At 61.7% G+C, this 18,826-nt stretch carries 16 protein-coding genes; 14 read left to right on the plus strand and 2 right to left on the minus strand.

Annotated features, from left to right (window positions below; all coding sequences use genetic code 11):
* Window positions 1-258 precede the first annotated feature (258 nt).
* The 11 genes from VGD45_RS24355 to VGD45_RS24405 all read left to right on the plus strand — a co-directional run bounded on the left by VGD45_RS24355 (window position 259) and on the right by VGD45_RS24405 (window position 12,563).
* The gene (locus tag VGD45_RS24355; protein WP_331157973.1) at window positions 259-1,122 is read left to right on the plus strand and encodes an alpha/beta hydrolase; all 864 of its coding nucleotides are present in this window, start codon (window positions 259-261) and stop codon (window positions 1,120-1,122) included.
* Entirely contained in the window at window positions 1,119-1,865 is a 747-nt protein-coding gene (locus VGD45_RS24360; RefSeq protein WP_331157974.1) for a class I SAM-dependent methyltransferase, read from the plus strand. Before VGD45_RS24355 ends, VGD45_RS24360 begins: the two co-directional genes overlap by 4 nt.
* A gap of 78 nt (window positions 1,866-1,943) precedes the next feature.
* The gene (locus tag VGD45_RS24365) at window positions 1,944-4,001 is read left to right on the plus strand and encodes a M13 family metallopeptidase (RefSeq protein WP_331157975.1); all 2,058 of its coding nucleotides are present in this window, start codon (window positions 1,944-1,946) and stop codon (window positions 3,999-4,001) included.
* A 205-nt stretch (window positions 4,002-4,206) separates the two neighbouring features.
* Window positions 4,207-4,854, plus strand: a complete 648-nt coding sequence (locus VGD45_RS24370) for a LemA family protein (RefSeq protein WP_331157976.1) — start codon at window positions 4,207-4,209, stop codon at window positions 4,852-4,854.
* 2 nt (window positions 4,855-4,856) lie between these two features.
* Complete coding sequence (locus VGD45_RS24375; protein ID WP_331157977.1) at window positions 4,857-5,765, plus strand: YgcG family protein; 909 nt, start codon at window positions 4,857-4,859, stop codon at window positions 5,763-5,765.
* A gap of 4 nt (window positions 5,766-5,769) precedes the next feature.
* Window positions 5,770-6,261 (plus strand): TPM domain-containing protein, encoded by a 492-nt coding sequence (locus tag VGD45_RS24380; RefSeq protein WP_331157978.1) that lies wholly within the window; start codon window positions 5,770-5,772, stop codon window positions 6,259-6,261.
* A 108-nt stretch (window positions 6,262-6,369) separates the two neighbouring features.
* Entirely contained in the window at window positions 6,370-7,608 is a 1,239-nt protein-coding gene (locus VGD45_RS24385; protein WP_331157979.1) for a L,D-transpeptidase family protein, read from the plus strand.
* 121 nt (window positions 7,609-7,729) lie between these two features.
* Window positions 7,730-8,614, plus strand: a complete 885-nt coding sequence (gene htpX / locus VGD45_RS24390) for a protease HtpX (RefSeq protein ID WP_331157980.1) — start codon at window positions 7,730-7,732, stop codon at window positions 8,612-8,614.
* 136 nt (window positions 8,615-8,750) lie between these two features.
* Window positions 8,751-9,938, plus strand: coding sequence for a glycosyltransferase (locus tag VGD45_RS24395; RefSeq protein ID WP_331157981.1), 1,188 nt, complete (start codon window positions 8,751-8,753; stop codon window positions 9,936-9,938).
* Window positions 9,939-10,022: 84 nt separating this feature from the next.
* Window positions 10,023-10,871: a KPN_02809 family neutral zinc metallopeptidase gene (gene ypfJ / locus VGD45_RS24400; protein ID WP_331157982.1), complete on the plus strand. Its 849-nt coding sequence runs from the start codon at window positions 10,023-10,025 to the stop codon at window positions 10,869-10,871.
* Window positions 10,872-10,922: 51 nt separating this feature from the next.
* Window positions 10,923-12,563, plus strand: a complete 1,641-nt coding sequence (locus tag VGD45_RS24405; RefSeq protein ID WP_331157983.1) for a hypothetical protein — start codon at window positions 10,923-10,925, stop codon at window positions 12,561-12,563.
* On the opposite strand, the gene VGD45_RS24410 is transcribed toward VGD45_RS24405, so the two are convergent.
* Window positions 12,560-13,129 carry a cob(I)yrinic acid a,c-diamide adenosyltransferase gene (locus tag VGD45_RS24410; protein WP_331157984.1) on the minus strand — a complete coding sequence of 190 codons (570 nt, stop codon included), beginning with the start codon at window positions 13,127-13,129 and terminating at the stop codon, window positions 12,560-12,562. The two genes, VGD45_RS24405 and VGD45_RS24410, sit on opposite strands and share 4 nt — an antisense overlap.
* A gap of 135 nt (window positions 13,130-13,264) precedes the next feature.
* Here VGD45_RS24410 and VGD45_RS24415 point away from each other — a divergent pair, with 135 nt between their 5' ends.
* Both VGD45_RS24415 and VGD45_RS24420 read left to right on the plus strand, forming a co-directional pair.
* On the plus strand, window positions 13,265-14,548 hold the full coding sequence (locus tag VGD45_RS24415) for an MFS transporter (protein WP_331157985.1): 1,284 nt from the start codon (window positions 13,265-13,267) through the stop codon (window positions 14,546-14,548).
* Complete coding sequence (locus VGD45_RS24420) at window positions 14,545-16,167, plus strand: glycoside hydrolase family 43 protein (RefSeq protein WP_331157986.1); 1,623 nt, start codon at window positions 14,545-14,547, stop codon at window positions 16,165-16,167. The genes VGD45_RS24415 and VGD45_RS24420 overlap by 4 nt, the downstream gene beginning before the upstream one ends.
* A gap of 176 nt (window positions 16,168-16,343) precedes the next feature.
* Here VGD45_RS24420 and VGD45_RS24425 read toward each other — a convergent pair whose 3' ends face one another.
* Complete coding sequence (locus VGD45_RS24425; protein WP_331157987.1) at window positions 16,344-17,024, minus strand: DUF4145 domain-containing protein; 681 nt, start codon at window positions 17,022-17,024, stop codon at window positions 16,344-16,346.
* 448 nt (window positions 17,025-17,472) lie between these two features.
* Between VGD45_RS24425 and VGD45_RS24430 the strand changes: the two genes are divergently transcribed.
* Window positions 17,473-18,633, plus strand: coding sequence for an IS30 family transposase (locus tag VGD45_RS24430; protein WP_331157988.1), 1,161 nt, complete (start codon window positions 17,473-17,475; stop codon window positions 18,631-18,633).
* Window positions 18,634-18,826: the final 193 nt, after the last annotated feature.

An 18,826-nucleotide genomic window follows, 5' to 3' on the forward strand; every position in this document is an offset into this window, starting at 1 on the left:
CGTCCATGTAGCGCTATTGGGTCAACGTCCATGTTGATCCCAATTGCCGGGAGAACACATCCCCCTCCCGACGGCGCTGAAAGGTAGGTTGTACGTTTCCGCGGAAACGTTCGACAGGGTGCGTGGTGCGTTTCCGCCGAAACGTTCGAAAGCTGGAGTGACGTTTCCGCGGAAAGGTGCGGGCGGCAGCGCCGAAATTCCGTTCCCCGTTTCGGGCCGTGCAAAACCTCTTGTCCGCGGCGCGGTATGCTTGCGTGCATGCCGATCTATTCCGAGCACACCTACCGTTCGCGTGACGGGTTGAAGCTCTACTTCCGCGACTATCCTGGCGACATGAAGAAGGTGCCGGTGCTTTGTATGCACGGGCTCACGCGCAATTGCCGGGACTTCGAGGCGCTGGCGCTGCGTATTACGCCGGGGAGGAGGGTGATCACGCCGGACTTCAGGGGAAGAGGGCGCTCGCAGTACGACTCGATGTGGATGAATTATCACCCGATGACTTACGTCGACGACATGTGGTCGCTCCTGCGTGAGATCGGAGTGGATCGCGTAATTGCGATCGGCACTTCGCTAGGCGGGCTTGTGGCGATGTTGATGGCCGCCGTGCGTGCGCAAACGTTTGCGGGCGTGGTGCTCAACGACATCGGTCCCGAAGTCGATCCAGTCGGCGCGGCGCGGATTCGGGGCTATGCGGGCCGGTTTCCGCCGCCGCGGAGTTGGGATGAAGCCATCGACCAAATGAAAGTGGTCTTCGGCGCAGCGCTGCCTGACTTCACGGAAAATCAGTGGCGCGAGTTCGTGCGATTCTCCTACAGTGAGGACAGCACCGGCTCGCCGCAGCTCGACGCGGATCCACGCATTGGCGACGCTATGCGAGCAGTGGTGCCGCCGCCGGGCGCGGCGCAAGGGATGTGGCTGGCGTTCAACGCGCTTCGTGACACGCCGACGCTGGCGATTCGAGGCGCGCTGTCCGATTTGCTGTCAGTGGAAGTCTTCGATCGTATGCAACGTGAGCATCCCAACCTACGCCGTGTAACGATCCAGAACCGCGGTCACGTGCCGCAGCTCGACGAGCCGCAGAGTCGCGCGGCGCTAGAGCAATTCCTTGCGGAGCTGCCATGAGCTTCAAAGACCATTTCTCCGGCCACGCCAACGCCTACGCCAAATATCGCCCGGACTATCCGCCCGAGCTGTTCGAATATCTGGCGACACTCACGAACAGCCGCGAGGTCGCGCTCGATTGCGCGACGGGCAGCGGCCAAGCCGCGGTCGGGCTGGCCGAACATTTCTCGCTAGTGGTCGCGAGCGATGGCAGCGTGTCGCAGCTCCAGAATGCCGAACAGCATTCGAAGGTCGCCTACGTCGCCAATCTCGCCGAGCAACCAGCATTGCGCGACGGCACGGTAGATCTCGTCGTCGCCGCGCAGGCGGCGCATTGGTTCGATCACGCGCGTTTCTATCCCGAAGTGAAACGTGTGTTGAAGCAGGACGGCGCGCTCGCGTTATGGACGTACGGGCTGGCGTTCGTGGAGCCGACCATCGATGCGATCGTGAGGCACTTCTACAGCGACGTGGTCGGCGGTTACTGGCCGCCCGAGCGGCGTTGGGTCGAGACCGCGTATCGCGACCTGCCGTTCCCGATGCAGGAAGTCAGCGCGCCTGACTTCGAGCTGCATTTGCAGTGGGACCTGGATAGTCTCATCGGCTACATCGGCACCTGGTCCGCGGTCCAACGATTCAAGCGCGCGACCGGACAAGATCCGCTGCCCGCTCTGCGGGCCGAGATCGCGCCGTGTTGGGGTTCGCCGGTCGAGGCGAGGGCGGTGACCTGGCCGTTATATCTGCGAGTCGGACGGGCGCACTGACTCAGGCACGGCACGGTCCGTCGATTTCACAAGGTTAAGTCGGCGCTCCAAAATCATCCGGCGGTTTATGATCGCCGCATGAACGCCAAACCTTTGCTCGCTGTATTCAGCTGCGCCTTCGTGCTCGCCGGTTGTTCGACTCCGCAAAGCGCTCCGCCCGCGGCGGCGCCGACGTCGACGATGCGCTCAGGTGTGTATGCATCGAATCTCGATAAAGCCGTTCGGCCCCAGGACGATTTCTATCGATTCGTGAATGGCCAGTGGCTGGCCAACACCACCATTCCTGCCGATCGTTCCAACTACGGCGCGTTCTCGCTGCTGGAAGACGGCGCCGAGAACGATCTCAAAGCCATTCTCGAAGAAGCCGCGGCCGCCAACGCGCCGGCAGGCTCGGACGCGCAGAAGGTCGGCGACTTGTATGCAAGCTTTCTGGATGAAACCACCGTCGAGGCGCGCGGGCTGACGCCGCTTGCGGCCGAGCTCAAGCGCATCGATGGGCTCAAGACCAAGCAGGACGTGGCGCGTTACATCGGTTACAGCCAGCGCATTTCAGTCCGGCATCCATTCGTCTACTACGTTTCCATCGACCGGAAGAACTCCAGCCAGTACACCGGCATCATCGCGCAGAGCGGCCTCGGCATGCCGGACCGCGACTATTACCTGTCCGAGGACCTGCGCCTGAAGGGCATCCGCGAGAAATATCAGGTCTACGTGAGAGACCTGCTCGCCGCGGCGGACACGCCGAAGGCGGATAAAGTCGCCGAGAAAATTTTCTCGATCGAAGCGCAGCTCGCGAACTCACATTGGACGCGCGTGCAGAATCGCGACGCCCAGAAAACCTACAACCGTTACGAAGCCGCCGAGTTGCCCAAGCTCATGCCAGGCTTCGACTGGGCAGCATTCTTCGCGGGCGCGCAGATTCCGGTCGAGAAGGCCAAGGCGCTGGTCGTGGTGCAACCGAGTTACTTCGAGGCGCTCGGCAAGGTCATCGCCACGACCTCGGTCGCGGACTGGCGCGGCTATTTCCGATATAAGTTGCTCAATGTCTATGCGCCCGACCTGCCGGCGAAGTTCGCGCAGCTGCATTTCGATTTCAATCAGCGCACCGTCTCCGGCATCGAAGAGCAGAAGCCGCGTTGGAAGCGCGCGGTCGATACCGTCGATGGCGCGGTCGGCGATCTGGTCGGCAAGATCTATGTGGAGCGCCACTTCAGCCCGGATGCGAAGCGGCGCATGGACGAACTGGTCGGCAACCTGATGAAGGCGTACGCCCAAGGCATCGATTCGCTCGAATGGATGACGTCGGCCACCAAGCAAAAGGCGCACGCCAAGCTCGCGCGATTCACCACCAAGATCGGTTATCCGTCCCAGTGGCGCGACTGGTCCAGGCTGGAGATTCGCCGCGACGACCTCGTAGGCAACGAGATGCGCGCGTCGACCGTCGTGTTCGAACGGAACCTCGCGAAACTGGGCGGGCCCATCGATCGCACGGAATGGTTCATGACGCCGCAGACGGTGAACGCTTACTACAGTCCGCCGAGCAACGAGATCGTGTTCCCCGCCGCGATTTTGCAGCCGCCGTTCTTCAACGTGGCGGCGGACGACGCTATCAACTACGGCGCCATCGGCGCGGTCATTGGCCACGAGATCAGTCATGGCTTCGACGATCAGGGTCGTCGCTACGACGGCACGGGCAACCTCAACGATTGGTGGGCGCCAGAGGACAACGAGGAGTTCACACGGCGCGCCAAGCGACTCGGCGCGCAATACAGCATGCTGAGCCCCATCCCTGGGATGAACGTGAACGCCGAGCTCACCATGGGCGAGAACATCGCCGATGTCGCCGGCCTGGCGATGGCGTATCGCGCCTGGCAACTGTCGCTGCAGGGCAAGCCGTCGCCGGTCATCGATGGCTTTACTGGCGAGCAACGCTTCTTCATCGGCTGGGCCCAGGGCTGGGCGCGCAAATATCGCGAGGACGAGTTGCGGCGCCGCCTGCTGACCGATCCGCACAGCCCCAGCGAGTACCGGACCAACGCGGTCGTGTCGAACTTGCCCGAGTTCCACGCGGCTTTCGACGTGAAACCGGGCGACAAAATGTACAAATCGCCTGCAGAACGCGTCCGCATCTGGTGAGGCTTCAGCGCACTACCTCGGGGCGCAGGCCGGTGAATTGGAGGCATTCACCGGCAATCGCTTGAAACGAGCCGCGTCTTTCCCCAATTTAACAGTCGCTGTCGGCGGAACTCCCACCCACCCCGGGCGGTTTCGCTGACGGGTCCGGCGCGCCTGTCGCCGCCGGCCGACCATTATTAGACGACTATTAGAGAAGGGCTCCGTCATGCATGTTCTGCGCATTGGTGTGCTGGTCCTGCTCGGCATGCTGTTGACCGGCTGTGGTTACAACCGGTTGCAACAACAGGACGAGCAGGTGACTGCGGCCTGGTCGGAGGTGCTGAACCAGTATCAGCGCCGCGCCGATCTCGTGCCTAACCTGGTGAACACGGTCAAAGGCGCGGTCCAGGCCGAAAAAGACATTCTCGACAGTGTGGTCGAGGCGCGCGCCCGCGCGACGTCCATTCAGGCCACGCCGGAGCTCATCAACAACCCGCAAGCCTTCCAGCAATGGCAGGCGGCGCAGGGCGAGTTGAGCCAGGCGCTGTCGCGACTGATGGTGGTGGTGGAGCGTTATCCGGAATTGAAATCCATCTCCGGGTTCGACGATCTGCGCGCGCAGCTGGAGGGCACCGAAAATCGTATTGCGGTGGCGCGCAAACGCTACATAGAGGCGGTGCAGACTTATAACGTCACCGTGCGCTCGTTCCCGACCAATCTCACCGCGAAAGTGTTCGGCCACGAATCGAAGCAGAATTTCTCGGTGGAAAACGAGCGTGAGATCGCGCGTCCGCCGGCGGTGGACTTCGGTCGCACCGAGTCCGGGCCGCAGCAGCAACAGACGCAGCCGCCCCAGGTCGAGAAGCCTGGCTGATCATGGGTGAAGCTCGTGCGTGGCGACCGTGGTCGCTGCTGTTTGTTCTGCTGCTGGCCTTCGCTGCGCTTGCGCAGGAGTTGCCGATTCCAGCACCGCCTGATGCGTACGTGCTGGATCTTACCGGCACGTTACGATCCGAAGAGATCGCCGCGCTGAATAGCCGGCTAGCCGCCTTCGAGCAGAGCAAGGGCAGTGAGATCGCCGTGCTCATCGTGCCAACGACTCAACCCGAGACCATCGAGGAATATTCCATACGCGTCGCGGATGCGTGGAAGGTCGGTCGCGCCGCTCCGGAGGACGGCGTCATTTTGCTGGTCGCGAAGAACGATCGCGCGGTGCGCATCGAAGTGGGCACGGGCTTGGAGGGCGCGCTGCCCGACGTGATCGCCAGCCGCATCATCTCGCAAGTCATCGCCCCGCACTTTCGCGAAGGCGATTTCGCGGGCGGCATCAATGCTGCCATCACTCGCATCATCGCGGTCATCGAAGGTGAACCACTGCCTGAACCGCAGCGCCGCTCGACGCGCGCGCCCGAAGGGCTCGGCGGTCTGGGTAACGCGCTGCCACTGCTGCTGATGTTTGTTTTCGTCGGCAGCGGAATATTGCGAAGCATGTTTGGCAGAGTCGCCGGCGCGGGCGCTACTGCAGGCATCGCAGGCTTTCTGATGTGGATCGTCACCAGCGTGGTTGCCGTGGCGATCGGTGCTGCTGTGCTCGCGTTCTTTTTCGCGCTGTTCGGTGGATTCGGCGGTGGCGGACGCGGCTGGACTAATCGTCGCGGCGGCGGTTGGGGCGGGGGTGGCTGGGGCGGCGGCTTCGGTGGCGGCGGCGGTTGGAGCGGTGGTGGTGGTGGCGGCGGCTTCGGCGGTGGCGGCTTCAGCGGCGGCGGCGCGTCGGGTCGTTGGTGAACAAATGAATTTCAGCCGACTCACCCGACACGTGTTCATGCCCCGGCGCAGCCTGCGTCGCGCCTTCGACGAAGCCGCGCTGTCGGCCATCGAGAGGGCAATTACCGACACAGAGAAAACTCACGGCGGCGAGATCCGTATTGCGCTGGAAGCGAGCCTCGAACCAGGAGAGCTGTTCAGCGACATCACACCGCGACAGCGCGCACTCCAGGCGTTTGCGCAACTCGGCGTGTGGGACACCGAACTAAACAACGGCGTGCTGATCTATGTGCTGTGGGCGGATCGCGACGTCGAGATCGTTGCGGATCGCGGCTTCAATGACCGAGTGAGCGCACAGGAATGGAGCGACGTGTGTCACCGGATGGAGCAGCTGTTCAGCCAGGGCGCGGCCGTGGACGCGGTGATCAGCGGCATTCAGGCCGCCGGAGCGCTGATTTCGCGCCATTTCCCAGGGGGCGACCGCAACGAGCTGTCCGATCGTCCGGTGATCCTCTGAACCCTGAGTGAACCCCTATCAGACAAACCCTGGGCGGAACGCCCGGAAATGGCGTCGATAACGTTTCGAAATGGAAAAGCGTGGGCCAATAAGGTAATAAGTACCCCCATGAACCTGTCGATCCGTCCCGTGCTTGGCCGCGTAATGTTGCTGGCCGCGGCCCTGGTGGCCGCTGGTTGTCAAATCACCCGCCCGGAGCCCCCACCGCCGCCTCCGCCCGCGCCGCCGCCGATTCAGGCTCCGCTGGCGATGCATAAATTCCGCTTCGATCCCGCGCAGGACGAAGTGGTGGGCCAGATTCAGATCACGCAAGTGCAGGGCGAGGACACGCTCTCCGACATCGCACGTCGCTTCAATGTCGGCTACGAGGAAATTCTTCGCGCCAATCCCGGTGTGGATCCATGGCTGCCTGGCGTCGGTCGCGAAATAGTCGTGCCCACGCAGTTCGTGTTGCCCAAGGGGCCGCGCGAAGGGCTGGTGGTAAATCTTGCACAGTTGCGCGTTTTCTATTACCCGAAGCCGGCGAAGCTGAAGAAGGGCGAAGTCGACGACGGCCTGCGCACCGTCATCACGCATCCCATCGGCATCGGCAAGGTGGGTTGGCAGACGCCCGAAGGCTCCACCAAGGTCATCAGCAAACAAAAGAATCCCACCTGGACGCCGCCGTTGTCGGTGCGCAAGGAGCACAAGGAAAACGGCGATCCGCTGCCGGCGCGTGTGCCGCCGGGTCCGGACAATCCGCTGGGCGCGTACAAGATGGTGCTTGGCTGGCCGAGCTATCTGATTCACGGCACCAACAAACCGTATGGCGTGGGCATGCGCTCCAGCCATGGCTGCATTCGTTTCTATCCTGAAGACATCGCCGAGCTCTACGACCAGATTCCGGTCGGCACCAAGGTCACGGTGGTCAACCAGCCGTTCCTGTTCGGCTGGCAGAAGGACGCGATGTATGTGCAGGCGTTCCCGGTGCTCGAAGACGACGACCGTGAGCATCCGAAGGGCGCCGAAGCGTTGCTCACCGCCGGGATCAACGACGAGTTGTCTCAGAAGCTGCAAGAGCACGGCGCGGCCGTCGATCTCGAACTGCTCAATCAGATCGTCGCTCAGCCCCGTGGCATCGCCATGCCCATCTCGCGCAAGAATGTGACGATCGACGGCTACCTCGCCACGGTCCGTCGCGTCGAGAACCGCGTGCCCGAGGGCGCGACCTGGAACTACACCGAAGAAGGTTTGTTTCTCGCCGAAGAATTCGAAGCGGTGCGCAACGGCCAGCCGTTGCCCAAGAAGACGCCGCCCAAAGGCAAAAAGACTGCCACCAAGCCAGCTGGCGCCGCCAGCGGCTCGTAAATCCACGCGTTTGTTGCGACCGGGCGCCCGCTTGAAGCGGTGGGCGCCCGGCCGCATATCGTCCGCAGGTTAGCTGCGTTCGATTGCCCTTGTCCGTCGTTCCACCGACCTCGAGTCACCTATGAAACGAATAGTGCTGTTTATCGCCACCAACGTGGCCATCCTGCTGGTTCTGAGCGTCACGCTGCGCTTGCTCGGCGTGGATCGCATTCTCAACGAGCAAGGCACGGGCCTGGATCTGAACAATCTGCTGATCCTGTCGGCGGTGATGGGTTTCACCGGCTCCCTGATCTCGCTGGCTATGTCCAAGTTCATCGCCAAGCGCTCGATGGGCGTGCAGGTCATCGAGCAGCCTCGCACCCAGACCGAGGTCTGGCTGGTCGAAACCGTGCGCAAGCAGGCGCAGGCGGCCGGCATCGGCATGCCTGAAGTCGGCATCTTCGACGCGCCTGAAATGAACGCGTTCGCCACGGGCGCGAATCGAAACAACGCGCTCGTCGCGGTCAGCAGCGGCCTGCTGCGTGGCATGTCACAGCGCGAGGCGGAGGCGGTGCTCGCTCACGAAGTCAGTCACGTCGCAAACGGCGACATGGTGACGCTGACCCTCATCCAGGGCGTGGTGAATACGTTCGTCGTGTTCTTCTCGCGCATCATCGGCTACACCGTCGATCGCGTGGTGTTCAAGACCGAGCGTGGTCACGGGCCGGCGTTCTTGATCACCGTGATCATCGCGCAGCTGGTGCTGGGCATTCTCGCGAGCATGATCGTGATGTGGTTCTCGCGTTATCGCGAGTTCCGCGCCGACGCGGGTGGCGCGCACTTGGCTGGTCGCGACAGCATGATCGGCGCGCTGGAACGCCTGCGTCACGCGCATGCCGCTCCGCTGCCGGATTCGATGCAGGCCTTTGGCATCAGCACCGACAAGGCGCCGGGCGGTCTGGCGCGGCTGTTCATGACTCACCCGCCGTTGGAAGAGCGCATCGCGGCTCTCCGCCAGGCGGCGTAAAGAAGTCGGTTTGACTACGACGGCGGCCAGATCCTGCGATCTGGTCGCCGTTTTCTTTTTCCGGGCCGGGCGGATTCATATAACCGTCATCAAAACGACATAGGCTGCCGCGCCATCGTCAGTCACGAGTGCCGGCATGCGCATCTTGATGATCTCGGATGTTTATTTTCCGCGGATCAACGGCGTTTCCACCTCGATCCAGACGTTCCGTCGCGGCCTGCATGCGGCCGGACATGAAACGGTCCTGATCGCGCCCGAATATCCGGTGCAGTATTCGGACGTGGGGCAGGAACCCATTATTCGCGTGCCGTCACGTTATCTGCCGCGCGATCCCGAAGATCGCATCATGAAACAAGGTGCGCTGAAGGCATTGCGTCCCGAGCTCAAGCGCGGCGGCTTCGATCTCGTCCACATCCAGACGCCGTTCCTGGCTCATTACTACGGCGTCAGCGTCGCCAGGGAATTGGGCGTGCCGGCGATCGAGACCTATCACACCTACTTCGAAGAGTACCTGCATCACTACGTGCCGCTGGTGCCGAGGTCGGTGATGCGTTTCGTCGCGCGACGGTTCACCGTTTCGCAATGTTCCGCGCTCGATGCGCTCGTCGTGCCCTCGCAGGCCATGCAGAAGGCGCTCGAGGACTATGGCGTTCGCTGTCCCATGCACATCATTCCGACGGGCATGGAGATGGAGCGCTTCGCGAGCGGTAACGGCCGTCCGTTCCGTGAGCGGCTCGGCATCCCGCTCGATCGTCCGACATTGGTTCACGTCGGGCGCATCGCTCACGAAAAGAACATCGACTTCCTGTTGCGCATGTTTGTTCGCGTGGTGAAGCGCAAGCCCGAGACCATGCTGGTGGTGGCGGGCGAGGGGCCGGCGCTCGAACACTGCAAATCGTATGTCGAGTCCTTGAAGCTCAGCCCCAATGTTCGCTTCGTCGGTTATCTCTCGCGCGAACGTGAGCTGCCCGACTGTTATACCGCAGGCGATCTGTTCGTGTTCTCGTCCAAGACGGAGACACAGGGCCTCGTGTTGCTGGAGGCCATGGCCTGCGGCACGCCGGTTGTTTCAACCGCGTACATGGGAACAGCGGACATTGTGAAGCCGGAACGCGGTGCGCGTGTCGCGCCGGATGACGAAGAAGGCTTTGCGAATCTGGTCGTTGAGCTGCTGGACGATCCTGCGCGTCGGCGTGAGATGTCAGCCGAAGCGCGCGGCTATGCGGCGACTTGGTCTGCCGGGGCGATGGCGACGCGCATGGCTGAGCTCTATTCGAGTCTTATCGCCACCGACGGCCGCAAGAACCTGGTCGCCGCTGCGTAAGATTTGGCGAAAACGGCGTCGGCCGGAACACTTCGCGTTCCAGTCCGTATAACCTCTACCGACAATTCTCGGCGGAGTGGCGTCATGCGTTGGCAAGGTCGGCAAGGCAGCTCGAATATCGAGGACCGGCGTGGCGTCCGTTTCGGACGGGCCGGCGGCATTGGCATCGGCACCATCCTGCTCGCGCTGGTCGCCATGTATTTCGGTCAGGATCCCTCCGTGGTGCTGCAGGGGATTCAACCTTCCGCACCGACTTCTGAAGAGGTTCCGTATAACGAGACCCCGGAAGAGGCGCAGCTTCGTGAGTTCGTCAGCGTCGTGCTGGCGGATACCGAGCAGACCTGGGGTCAGATCTTCAGCCAGGCCGGGGCCACCTACGAGCAACCCAAGCTGGTGTTGTTCAATGGCGCGGTCGAATCGGCGTGCGGGTTCGCGCAGGCGGCGGTCGGGCCGTTCTATTGCCCGGGCGATCGCAAGGTCTACATCGACCTCTCGTTCTATCAAGACTTGCAGAGCCGCTTCGGCGCACCGGGCGATTTCGCGCAGGCCTATGTGGTCGCGCACGAGATCGGTCATCACGTGCAGACGCTGATGGGTATCTCCGAAAGGAACATGGCGGCGCGGCAGAGCGTCGGCGAGGCCGAAGCGAATGCGTTGTCGGTGCGCCAGGAGCTGCAGGCCGATTGTTTCGCCGGCATCTGGGCGCACAACGCAGATCGCTCGCGTCAGCTGCTCGAGCAAGGTGACATCGAAGAAGGTTTGAACGCCGCCGCCGCCATCGGCGACGACCGGTTGCAGAAGCAGTCACGCGGCTACATAGCGCCGGAGTCGTTTACACATGGCAGCTCGGAGCAGCGAGTGCGATGGTTCAAACGCGGTTTCGAGAGCGGCTCGGTGCAGTCCTGCGATACTTTCGGCGCGAATTCTGTTTAACCTGTCAATAGCTGTGATAACTTACGCTTCGCACACACCTGGGGAGGTACGGTGCGGGAGCAAACGCTCGCGAACATTCAGATCGCGGCTATTTCGAGTGCGGAGCAACCGATTGCGCGCGCCAGCGCGCAGCTGACCGCGTTCGTCGGGCGGACTCTTCGCGGTCCCCTCAATCAACCCATCATCGTCCGCAGCTTCGCGGATTTTCAGCAGCACTTCGGCGGCCTGTGGCAGCCGAGCCCGCTGTCTTATGCCGTCGAGCATTTCTTCGAGCAGGGCGGTCGCCAGGCCGTCATCGTTCGTGTCGCCAATGGGGCGTCGCCTGTCACGCTGTCTCTAAAGTGCGGTCGCGAGACGCTGCGGCTTGAGGCCAAGGCGCCCGGCACTCGTGAGTTCCTGCGAGCTTCGGTCGACTACGACAATGTGCCCGGCGGCGACGATCAAGCCTTCAATCTGGTCATTCAGCGCGTGCGCTCGCCCGGTTCCGAGCGTGTCGAGGCGCAGGAAACGTTTCGTGGGCTGTCGGTGGATCCGGAGTCGCCGCGCTTCATTTCCAATGTATTGATGGATTCGGACCTGATGCGAGTTCGCGGCAATGTGCCGCTGCTGCGCCCGGATCGCACTCTCATGCCGGGCACGAACTTGCCCGTGGGGTACGTCAGCTCCAATCCGGATGGCGACGACGGCAAGCCCATTTCCGATTACGACGTGATCGGCTCGGCGGCCCGAGGCACGGGTTTGTTTGCATTGGAAGGCGTGGACGACCTGGCGTTTGTCTATATCCCGCCGCTGGCCCGCGTGGTCGATGTCGGGATCAGCACGTTGCTGGTTGCGGCCCGCTTCTGTCGTGACAAGCGGGCCATGCTCATCCTGGATCCGCCGTCTTCATGGGAAAGTGCGCCGGACGCAGTTCGTGCGCTCAAAGCGCTCGACTTTCGCAGTGACAATGCGCTGATGTTCTTTCCCCGAATCTCAGCGCAGGATCGGCTGCGTGGTCGGGCTGAGATCTTTGGTAACGGCGGCGCGGTTGCAGGGCTGTTATCCCGCTCCGGCGAGGCCGTCGCGGCCGCAGTCTCCGAGCGGGAGCCGGAGCCCATGCTGCGTTCCAGTGCCAAGCTGGCCAAGGACGTCAGCAGCACTGATCGCTGGTTGCTGGCTTCGTTGGGCGTCAATGTGCTGCAGTCGGTTCGCAATCCAGAGCGTGCCTGGCCGGCATTGCGAACGTTGGCGTGCGGCGCCAGTGCGTCCTCCGACTGGTCGTATCTGGCTCAGCGGCGATTCGCGCTATTCGTCATCAATGCCATCGAGCGCGGTACTCGCTGGTGCGCCGGGCAATCCAACGGCCCGCAAACTTGGGGGCGCGTGTCGAGCCAGATCTTGAATTTCCTAAGCGAGCTGCGTAGCGCCGGTGCTTTCGCTGCCGTGCCTGCCGATCAAGCCTTCCTGGTGATTTGTGACGAGCGCATCAATGACTCGGCCGACGGCGTCAACATCCTGGTGCAGTTCGCCGCCACACATGCCGGGGCTTATCACAGCTTTATGCTGACCCACCGCGTCGGCGGCTCGACGGTGCGGCCGGTGATGGTCAATCGCTTCGAGGCGACGCTGGTCTTGTCTCGCGAGCTGGAGCAGGAGATCACGCTCCGGCTCGGGCCCAAAGAAGATGTGGTGAGCGTGCTGGCGCTGAACTAGGTTTTCTTGCCGACGATGGGCGTGGTTTTTTTCCAGAGCACTTCCTGCCCGTTCTCATGTCGCGCCAACACGCGCGCGATCACGAACAATAAATCGGACAGGCGATTCAGATAACGCGTCACTTCCGGCGCGATCTCTTCCTGCTTCGACAGCGCCCATGAATTGCGCTCGGCGCGTCTGGTGATGGCCCGCGCCAGGTGGCACGCAGCCGCCGCCGGGCCGCCGCCCGGAAGAATGAACTCTTTCAACGGCGGGAGCGGATCGTTGAACCGATCCAGCGTGTCTTCCAGCTGGTCGATATGACTCGCCGTGATGACGCGGTATCCCGGCACCGCCAACTCCCCGCCGAGATCGAACAGCTCGTGCTGAATCTGCGTCAACGCTTGTGCCACGTCCGCCGGCAAATTGGGCACCGCCAGGATCATCCCGATTGCGCTGTTCGCTTCGTCCACCGTCCCATACGCCTCGATGCGGGCATGCGTCTTCTCCACCCGCGTGCCGTCTCCCAAGCCGGTCGTGCCGTCGTCGCCGGTGCGTGTGTAGATCTTCGAAAGACGGTGGCCCATGGCAGTTGCGCTCGTCGGAGGTCGAAACCCTTACCTTGCCCGGATCGGGCCGGATTGTCGAATCACGAGTCGCCTTTCGGCGCGCGCAGTTTGGTAAGCTGTTACCGCTAACAAGTATCCTTCGGGGGAGCCAGGATGAAGCCAAAGATCCGCGGGTTGCGCTGGTGGATCATCGCCGTCGTGATGATCGGCACCAGCCTCAACTATCTGACGCGCAGCACGCTGGGCGTGGCCGCGCCGACAGTGCTCGCGGACCTGAATATCGGCGAGCGCGAGTACGGCTTGATCACCGCTGCATTTCAGCTCGGCATCATGCTGCAGCCGGTGGCGGGCTATGTGCTCGACCTGATCGGGCTGCGCGTCGGACTTGCCGCGTTCGCCACCGCTTGGGCCGTCATCACCATGGGGCATGGACTTGCCGCCGGTTGGCACTCATTGCTCGCGCTACGCGCCGCGCTCGGATTTGCGGAAGGAACGGCGCACCCCGGCGGACTCAAAGTGGTGTCGCAATGGTTCCCGGCGCGTGAGCGTGGCTTCGCCGGCGGAATTTACAACATCGGCGCGTCTGTGGGCTCGATGGTCGCGCCACCGCTCGTCGCCGCGGCGATCCTGTTTTGGAACTGGCGGGCCGCGTTCTTCATCGTCGGGGCGATGGCCGCGGTGTGGGTGGTGTTGTGGCTGACCGTTTACCGCTCGCCGGCCGAGCACCCTCGTATTACTGATGAAGAACGCGAACAGATCATCTCTGGGCGCGAAGCGCATCTCACCGATCGAGAGCGGCGGCCACTGTCCAAGCTGCTGCGCGAACGCAATGTTTGGGGCCTTGCTCTGCCGCGCTTTCTCGCCGATCCGACGTGGGGCACGCTCACGTTTTGGTTGCCGCTGTATCTGACGACCACTCGTGGTTTCGATTTGAAACAAATCGCGATGTTCGCCTGGTTGCCGTTCGTCGCGGCTGATCTCGGCTGCATGGCCGGTCCGGCCACGGCCGCTTGGCTGAATCGTCGCGGCATCGGCCTCATCAACGCGCGTCGCTGCGCATTCACGATCGGCGCTGTGATGATGATCTGCATGATCTTCGTGCCCCAGGTGCAGAGTCCTTACGCCGCGATTGCTTTGCTATGTGTGGGCGGCTTCGCGCATCAGATGCTGTCGGTCACTTGCATCACGATGGCCACGGACCTGTTCCCGCAGAATGAGGTTGGCACCGTGTCGGGTCTCGCGGGCACGTTTGCGAACCTGGGCGTGTTGTTGTTCTCGCTCGCCATCGGTGGATTGGTCGCGACCATCGGCTACGATCCGTTCTTTATCGCACTCTCGTTACTGGACCTGGTCGCTGCCGCCGTGCTGTGGACCGTCATTCGTCCTCCTGTGTCTCAAGAGACTGCAGAGCCTTTGCCGCTGGAGAAGCCGCTGTGATTCGCAATCCCGTGTTGCCCGGGTTCAATCCGGATCCGTCCATCGTTCGCGTCGGCGAGGACTATTACATCGCCACTTCGACCTTCGAGTGGTTTCCGGGCGTGCAGATCTATCACTCACGCGACCTCGCCAACTGGACACTTCGCACGCGGCCTCTGACTCGCGCCAGTCAGCTCGACATGCGCGGCGATCCCGACAGCTGCGGCGTCTGGGCGCCGTGCCTCAGCTGGTCGGACGGATTGTTCTATTTGATCTATACCGATGTGAAGCGCTATGGACGCACCACTGTCGGTGGCGCCTCCGGCGCATCGCTGCGTGACTTCCACAACTACTTGGTCACTGCGCCGTCTATCGACGGCCCCTGGTCCGAGCGGGTGTATCTCAACAGCAGTGGCTTCGATCCTTCTTTGTTTCATGATGACGACGGCCGGAAATATCTGATCAACATGCTTTGGGATCATCGCCCCGGTCGCAATCGCTTCGCCGGCATCGTGCTGCAGGAATACGATCACTCGCGCAAGTCTCTGGTCGGCGAACGCCAATTGATATTCGGTGGCACCTCCCTCGGTCTGACCGAAGCGCCGCATCTCTACAAGCGCAACGGGTGGTACTACCTGCTCACGGCCGAGGGCGGCACCGGCTGGAACCACGCCGTCACCATGGCGCGTTCCCGCTCGCTCACCGGTCCATATGAGTTGCATCCCGACACATACATTCTGAGCTCTCGCAATCGCCCCGATGCGCCGCTTCAGCGCGCCGGTCATGCGAGCCTCGTGCATGACCCCGACGGTACGCCTTGGGTCGCTTATCTCTGTGGCCGACCGCTGCCGAATCGCGGACGTTGTGTGCTCGGCCGTGAGACAGCCATTCAGCCCATGCGTTGGGAAGATGACGGCTGGCTGTACACGTTGAACCGCGACGCGATGCCTGTCGCGACCATCGAACATCCAGCTTCATCGCCTGGATACACAGAGCGTCGCTACACCTTCGATTCGCCAAGACTCGATATCGATTTCCAGTGGCTGCGAACTCCGGGGCCGGAGGAGATCTTCAGTCTCACTGCACGTCCCGGCTATCTACGCCTGTTCGGCCGCGAGACGCTCGGCAGCGTGTTCACACAATCCCTGGTCGCTCGTCGCCAGCAGGCCCTCTGTTACTCCGCCAGCACCCGCATCGAGGTCGAACCCGCACATTTCCAGCAGCTCGCCGGCCTGGTTTGTTACTACAACGCCGTGAAGTTCCACTACCTTCACATCACCCACGACGACCAGCACGGCCGCCACCTTCGCGTGATGTCCGCACTCCCCGATAGCCCCCAAGCCGACGCCTTCACCTCGCCGATCCCCATCGGCCCCGGTCCTATCGAACTCGGCGTCGACGTCGACTTCGAACGCCTCCGCTTCCGCTACCGCCAAGCCGACGACTCAACGTGGCGCTACCTCCCCGAACAATTCGACGCCAGCATCCTCTCCGACGAAGCCGCCGCACCGGGCACCGCCAACTTCACCGGCGCATTCGTCGGCGTCGCATGTCAGGACATGGCCGGCACCGCGCTGCCCGCCGACGTCGCGTGGTTTGAATATCGGGAGCGCGATTTTCGAGTTACGCCGGGCGCGTAGGGTCGATGCGACTGGGGGTTCCCAAACCGAGTACGTTCTGTGCTCGGCTCGCATTGAACCAGAAATTCCAATCGCGACTCTACCGAAGGGGCTGTAGCAGTGGGGTTCTTCAACTCGACCCGCGCATCCAAAGCTTACATTAAGACTAGCCGCCGGACCGGAGACAGAGAGTCCCGTCACCGGAACGTGGCTTTCGCGTGATGAGGAAGAAGGTACACGCCCAGGAACAAATGTTCGCAAACATCTATCGCCAACCCTAGTTGCTCCATAGTGTGTGGCTTCACCTCATGCGCAGCTTCGTTACCAAGGCTGCGTACTTTGTGCAAGATGTCGGCTCCATCCTTAGTGAGGACTCCAAGAGGTACGAGCGCGTCAATTTTCTCAAGCAGGTTTCCTTTTGTCGCTTGTCTATCCCTGCAAATGCTCTCAACGATTGCTCTGATACCGATGCCCGCAAGCACGGGTTGTTCGTTGTTCATTGCCTTAATGGTTTCGCCGTAGATTCTCTGAACGTCCACCGGCAGTAAGTGCGAATCTTTCAGTGGTGTGCGGCCCTCGCTTCGGCTTGGATAGAGGCTCGTTGTGATGTTGTAGCTGAGACCGCCGTCATCGATATCGTAATCTTCCGAGTTCCAACCTCTTATGCGAAAGGAGATTGTTTCGCAGCCCTTGCATTGAATGACTTGGTAGTTCTCTGAGTATTCGACCGCGAGTATGCCCTGGTGATACTGTTGGCCGCTCAAGTCGGCGGACGCCAGCACAATATGCTTGGTCAGTCTGCGGCAACTAGCGCAGGCCACGTCGTCCACTTCGTTCGCTGTTTTGTTTATCTCAAGCTGCTGCCTGTCGCTGGACATGATCTCACGCTCAGTTTTCTGATGTTGCTATATGCACCAAGCGAGCAGACAAGATATATGCCTTCGTCACAGTTTGAACACTGTATTGCGAATGCAGCACGGAATCGCGTGGGGAATGGGTCATTGATTGGTTCGCAGCTGCCCGGCGTCTGCCAACGCGATTTCCGCGCACCGAGTCGTCTCAGGTGTTTGCGCTGGCGGCTCGCTGATTGATCGACAGCTACACGTCCGCAGGTGCGCGTCCGTTACTCGCGCTCTCGCGCGTAGTCGCTCTCACGCGTAGTCGCTCTCACGCGTAGTGACACTCGTGTCGCCCGCGTGAAGCGCGCGGAGAGCGGAGAAACATTTTCCTCGAATGCGGTCTGTTGTTATATACAGTAAAGGCGCGCCGAGGCACATTCAATTGATCGGTGCAACACTTCATTCTGATGGAAATGGGAGGTGTTGCATGAGGTTGTATCATCGTCGGAGCGAGAGCGAAGAGACCAGAGCACGGATATGGGATCATTGGGAAGCCGGACTGGGCCTGTGCGAGATTTCACGCGAGCTGAAAGTACGAGTGGCCAGGGTGTGCTCGACGATCGAGGCGTGCGGGGGAATCAGACCTCCGCGGCGACGACGCTCGAAGCAAGCACTGAGCGCGGCGGAACGCGAGGAGATCTCCCGTGGGTTAAGGGCGGGATGTTCTATGCGTGGGATCGCGCGCCATCTCCAGCGAGCTCCTTCCAGCATCAGTCGGGAGATTGCTCGCCACGGTGGAATCAGGAGATATCGCGCCGTGAATGCCGATGAACGTGCTTGGCGACACGCACGCCGGCCGAAGAAGCGCTTGTTAGCTCGTAACGAAGCGCTTCGCCAGGTCGTCACGCAGAAGTTGTTGATTGACTGGTCCCCGGAGCAGATCAGTGCGTGGTTGAAACTAGCCTATCCTGATGATGAGACGATGCGCGTGTCTCACGAGACGATCTATCGCAGTCTGTTCGTGCAAGCGCGCGGAGCGCTGAGAAAAGAGCTGACAGCGCATCTGCGCCGGCAACAATCAATACGCCGTAGCCGCGCGGCAGTCAGCCGTCGCGCACCCCACGGCCATATTGTCGACGCGGTGTGCATTCGTCAGCGGCCAGCCCAAGTCGAAGACAGAGCAGTTCCGGGGCACTGGGAAGGAGACTTGCTGTGTGGTACGCCCTCATCGCAGATTGCGACGCTAGTCGAGCGTAAGTCGCGGTTTGTGATGCTAGTAAAAGTGCCCAGCAAGAGCACTGAGGTGGTCGTAGCCGCCTTGAGCAAGCATATCCGCAAGCTTCCCTCGCAGCTGCGTCGCTCTCTCACCTGGGACCGAGGATTTGAGCTCACCGGCCACAAGCAGTTCACGCTGGCAACACAGATGCAAGTGTACTTTTGCGATCCACACAGCCCTTGGCAGCGCGGATCAAATGAGAACACCAATGGCTTGCTGCGACAATACTTTCCGAAGGGACAAGATGTCTCCGGATATTCGCAGCAGCAGCTCGATGCGATTGCAATGCGTCTCAATCAGCGCCCGAGGAAGACCTTGGACTTTTCTACGCCAGCACAGAGTCTTGCCCAAAGTGTTGCGTCGACCGATTGAGACCAAGCGATATACGATCGGTTCTGTGCCTGATTTAGGGCGCAGCGATCTCCGCCCGAAACCTATCCCGCAATTTTCGGGCGGCCTCCAAAGTCGATCAACAGCGAGCGAGTTCAGTGCATCAAAGGCGGCGCTCGACGGTGGTGGAACACCGCCGAACGCCTAACCAAATCACCTTTCCGAGGAAGATGAC

This window comes from Steroidobacter sp., assembly GCF_036402275.1.
GTDB lineage: Bacteria > Pseudomonadota > Gammaproteobacteria > Steroidobacterales > Steroidobacteraceae > Steroidobacter.

What these genes read in the sequence shown, in the direction of transcription:
- VGD45_RS24430 (WP_331157988.1), top strand. Translation starts at nt 17,473, where the DNA reads ATGAGGTTGTATCATCGTCGGAGCGAGAGCGAAGAGACCAGAGCACGG.
- VGD45_RS24415 (WP_331157985.1), top strand. Translation starts at nt 13,265, where the DNA reads ATGAAGCCAAAGATCCGCGGGTTGCGCTGGTGGATCATCGCCGTCGTG.
- VGD45_RS24370 (WP_331157976.1), top strand. Translation starts at nt 4,207, where the DNA reads ATGCATGTTCTGCGCATTGGTGTGCTGGTCCTGCTCGGCATGCTGTTG.
- VGD45_RS24385 (WP_331157979.1), top strand. Translation starts at nt 6,370, where the DNA reads ATGAACCTGTCGATCCGTCCCGTGCTTGGCCGCGTAATGTTGCTGGCC.
- VGD45_RS24360 (WP_331157974.1), top strand. Translation starts at nt 1,119, where the DNA reads ATGAGCTTCAAAGACCATTTCTCCGGCCACGCCAACGCCTACGCCAAA.
- htpX (WP_331157980.1), top strand. Translation starts at nt 7,730, where the DNA reads ATGAAACGAATAGTGCTGTTTATCGCCACCAACGTGGCCATCCTGCTG.
- VGD45_RS24375 (WP_331157977.1), top strand. Translation starts at nt 4,857, where the DNA reads ATGGGTGAAGCTCGTGCGTGGCGACCGTGGTCGCTGCTGTTTGTTCTG.
- VGD45_RS24425 (WP_331157987.1), bottom strand. Translation starts at nt 17,024, where the DNA reads ATGTCCAGCGACAGGCAGCAGCTTGAGATAAACAAAACAGCGAACGAA.
- VGD45_RS24355 (WP_331157973.1), top strand. Translation starts at nt 259, where the DNA reads ATGCCGATCTATTCCGAGCACACCTACCGTTCGCGTGACGGGTTGAAG.
- VGD45_RS24410 (WP_331157984.1), bottom strand. Translation starts at nt 13,129, where the DNA reads ATGGGCCACCGTCTTTCGAAGATCTACACACGCACCGGCGACGACGGC.
- VGD45_RS24365 (WP_331157975.1), top strand. Translation starts at nt 1,944, where the DNA reads ATGAACGCCAAACCTTTGCTCGCTGTATTCAGCTGCGCCTTCGTGCTC.
- VGD45_RS24395 (WP_331157981.1), top strand. Translation starts at nt 8,751, where the DNA reads ATGCGCATCTTGATGATCTCGGATGTTTATTTTCCGCGGATCAACGGC.
- ypfJ (WP_331157982.1), top strand. Translation starts at nt 10,023, where the DNA reads ATGCGTTGGCAAGGTCGGCAAGGCAGCTCGAATATCGAGGACCGGCGT.
- VGD45_RS24380 (WP_331157978.1), top strand. Translation starts at nt 5,770, where the DNA reads ATGAATTTCAGCCGACTCACCCGACACGTGTTCATGCCCCGGCGCAGC.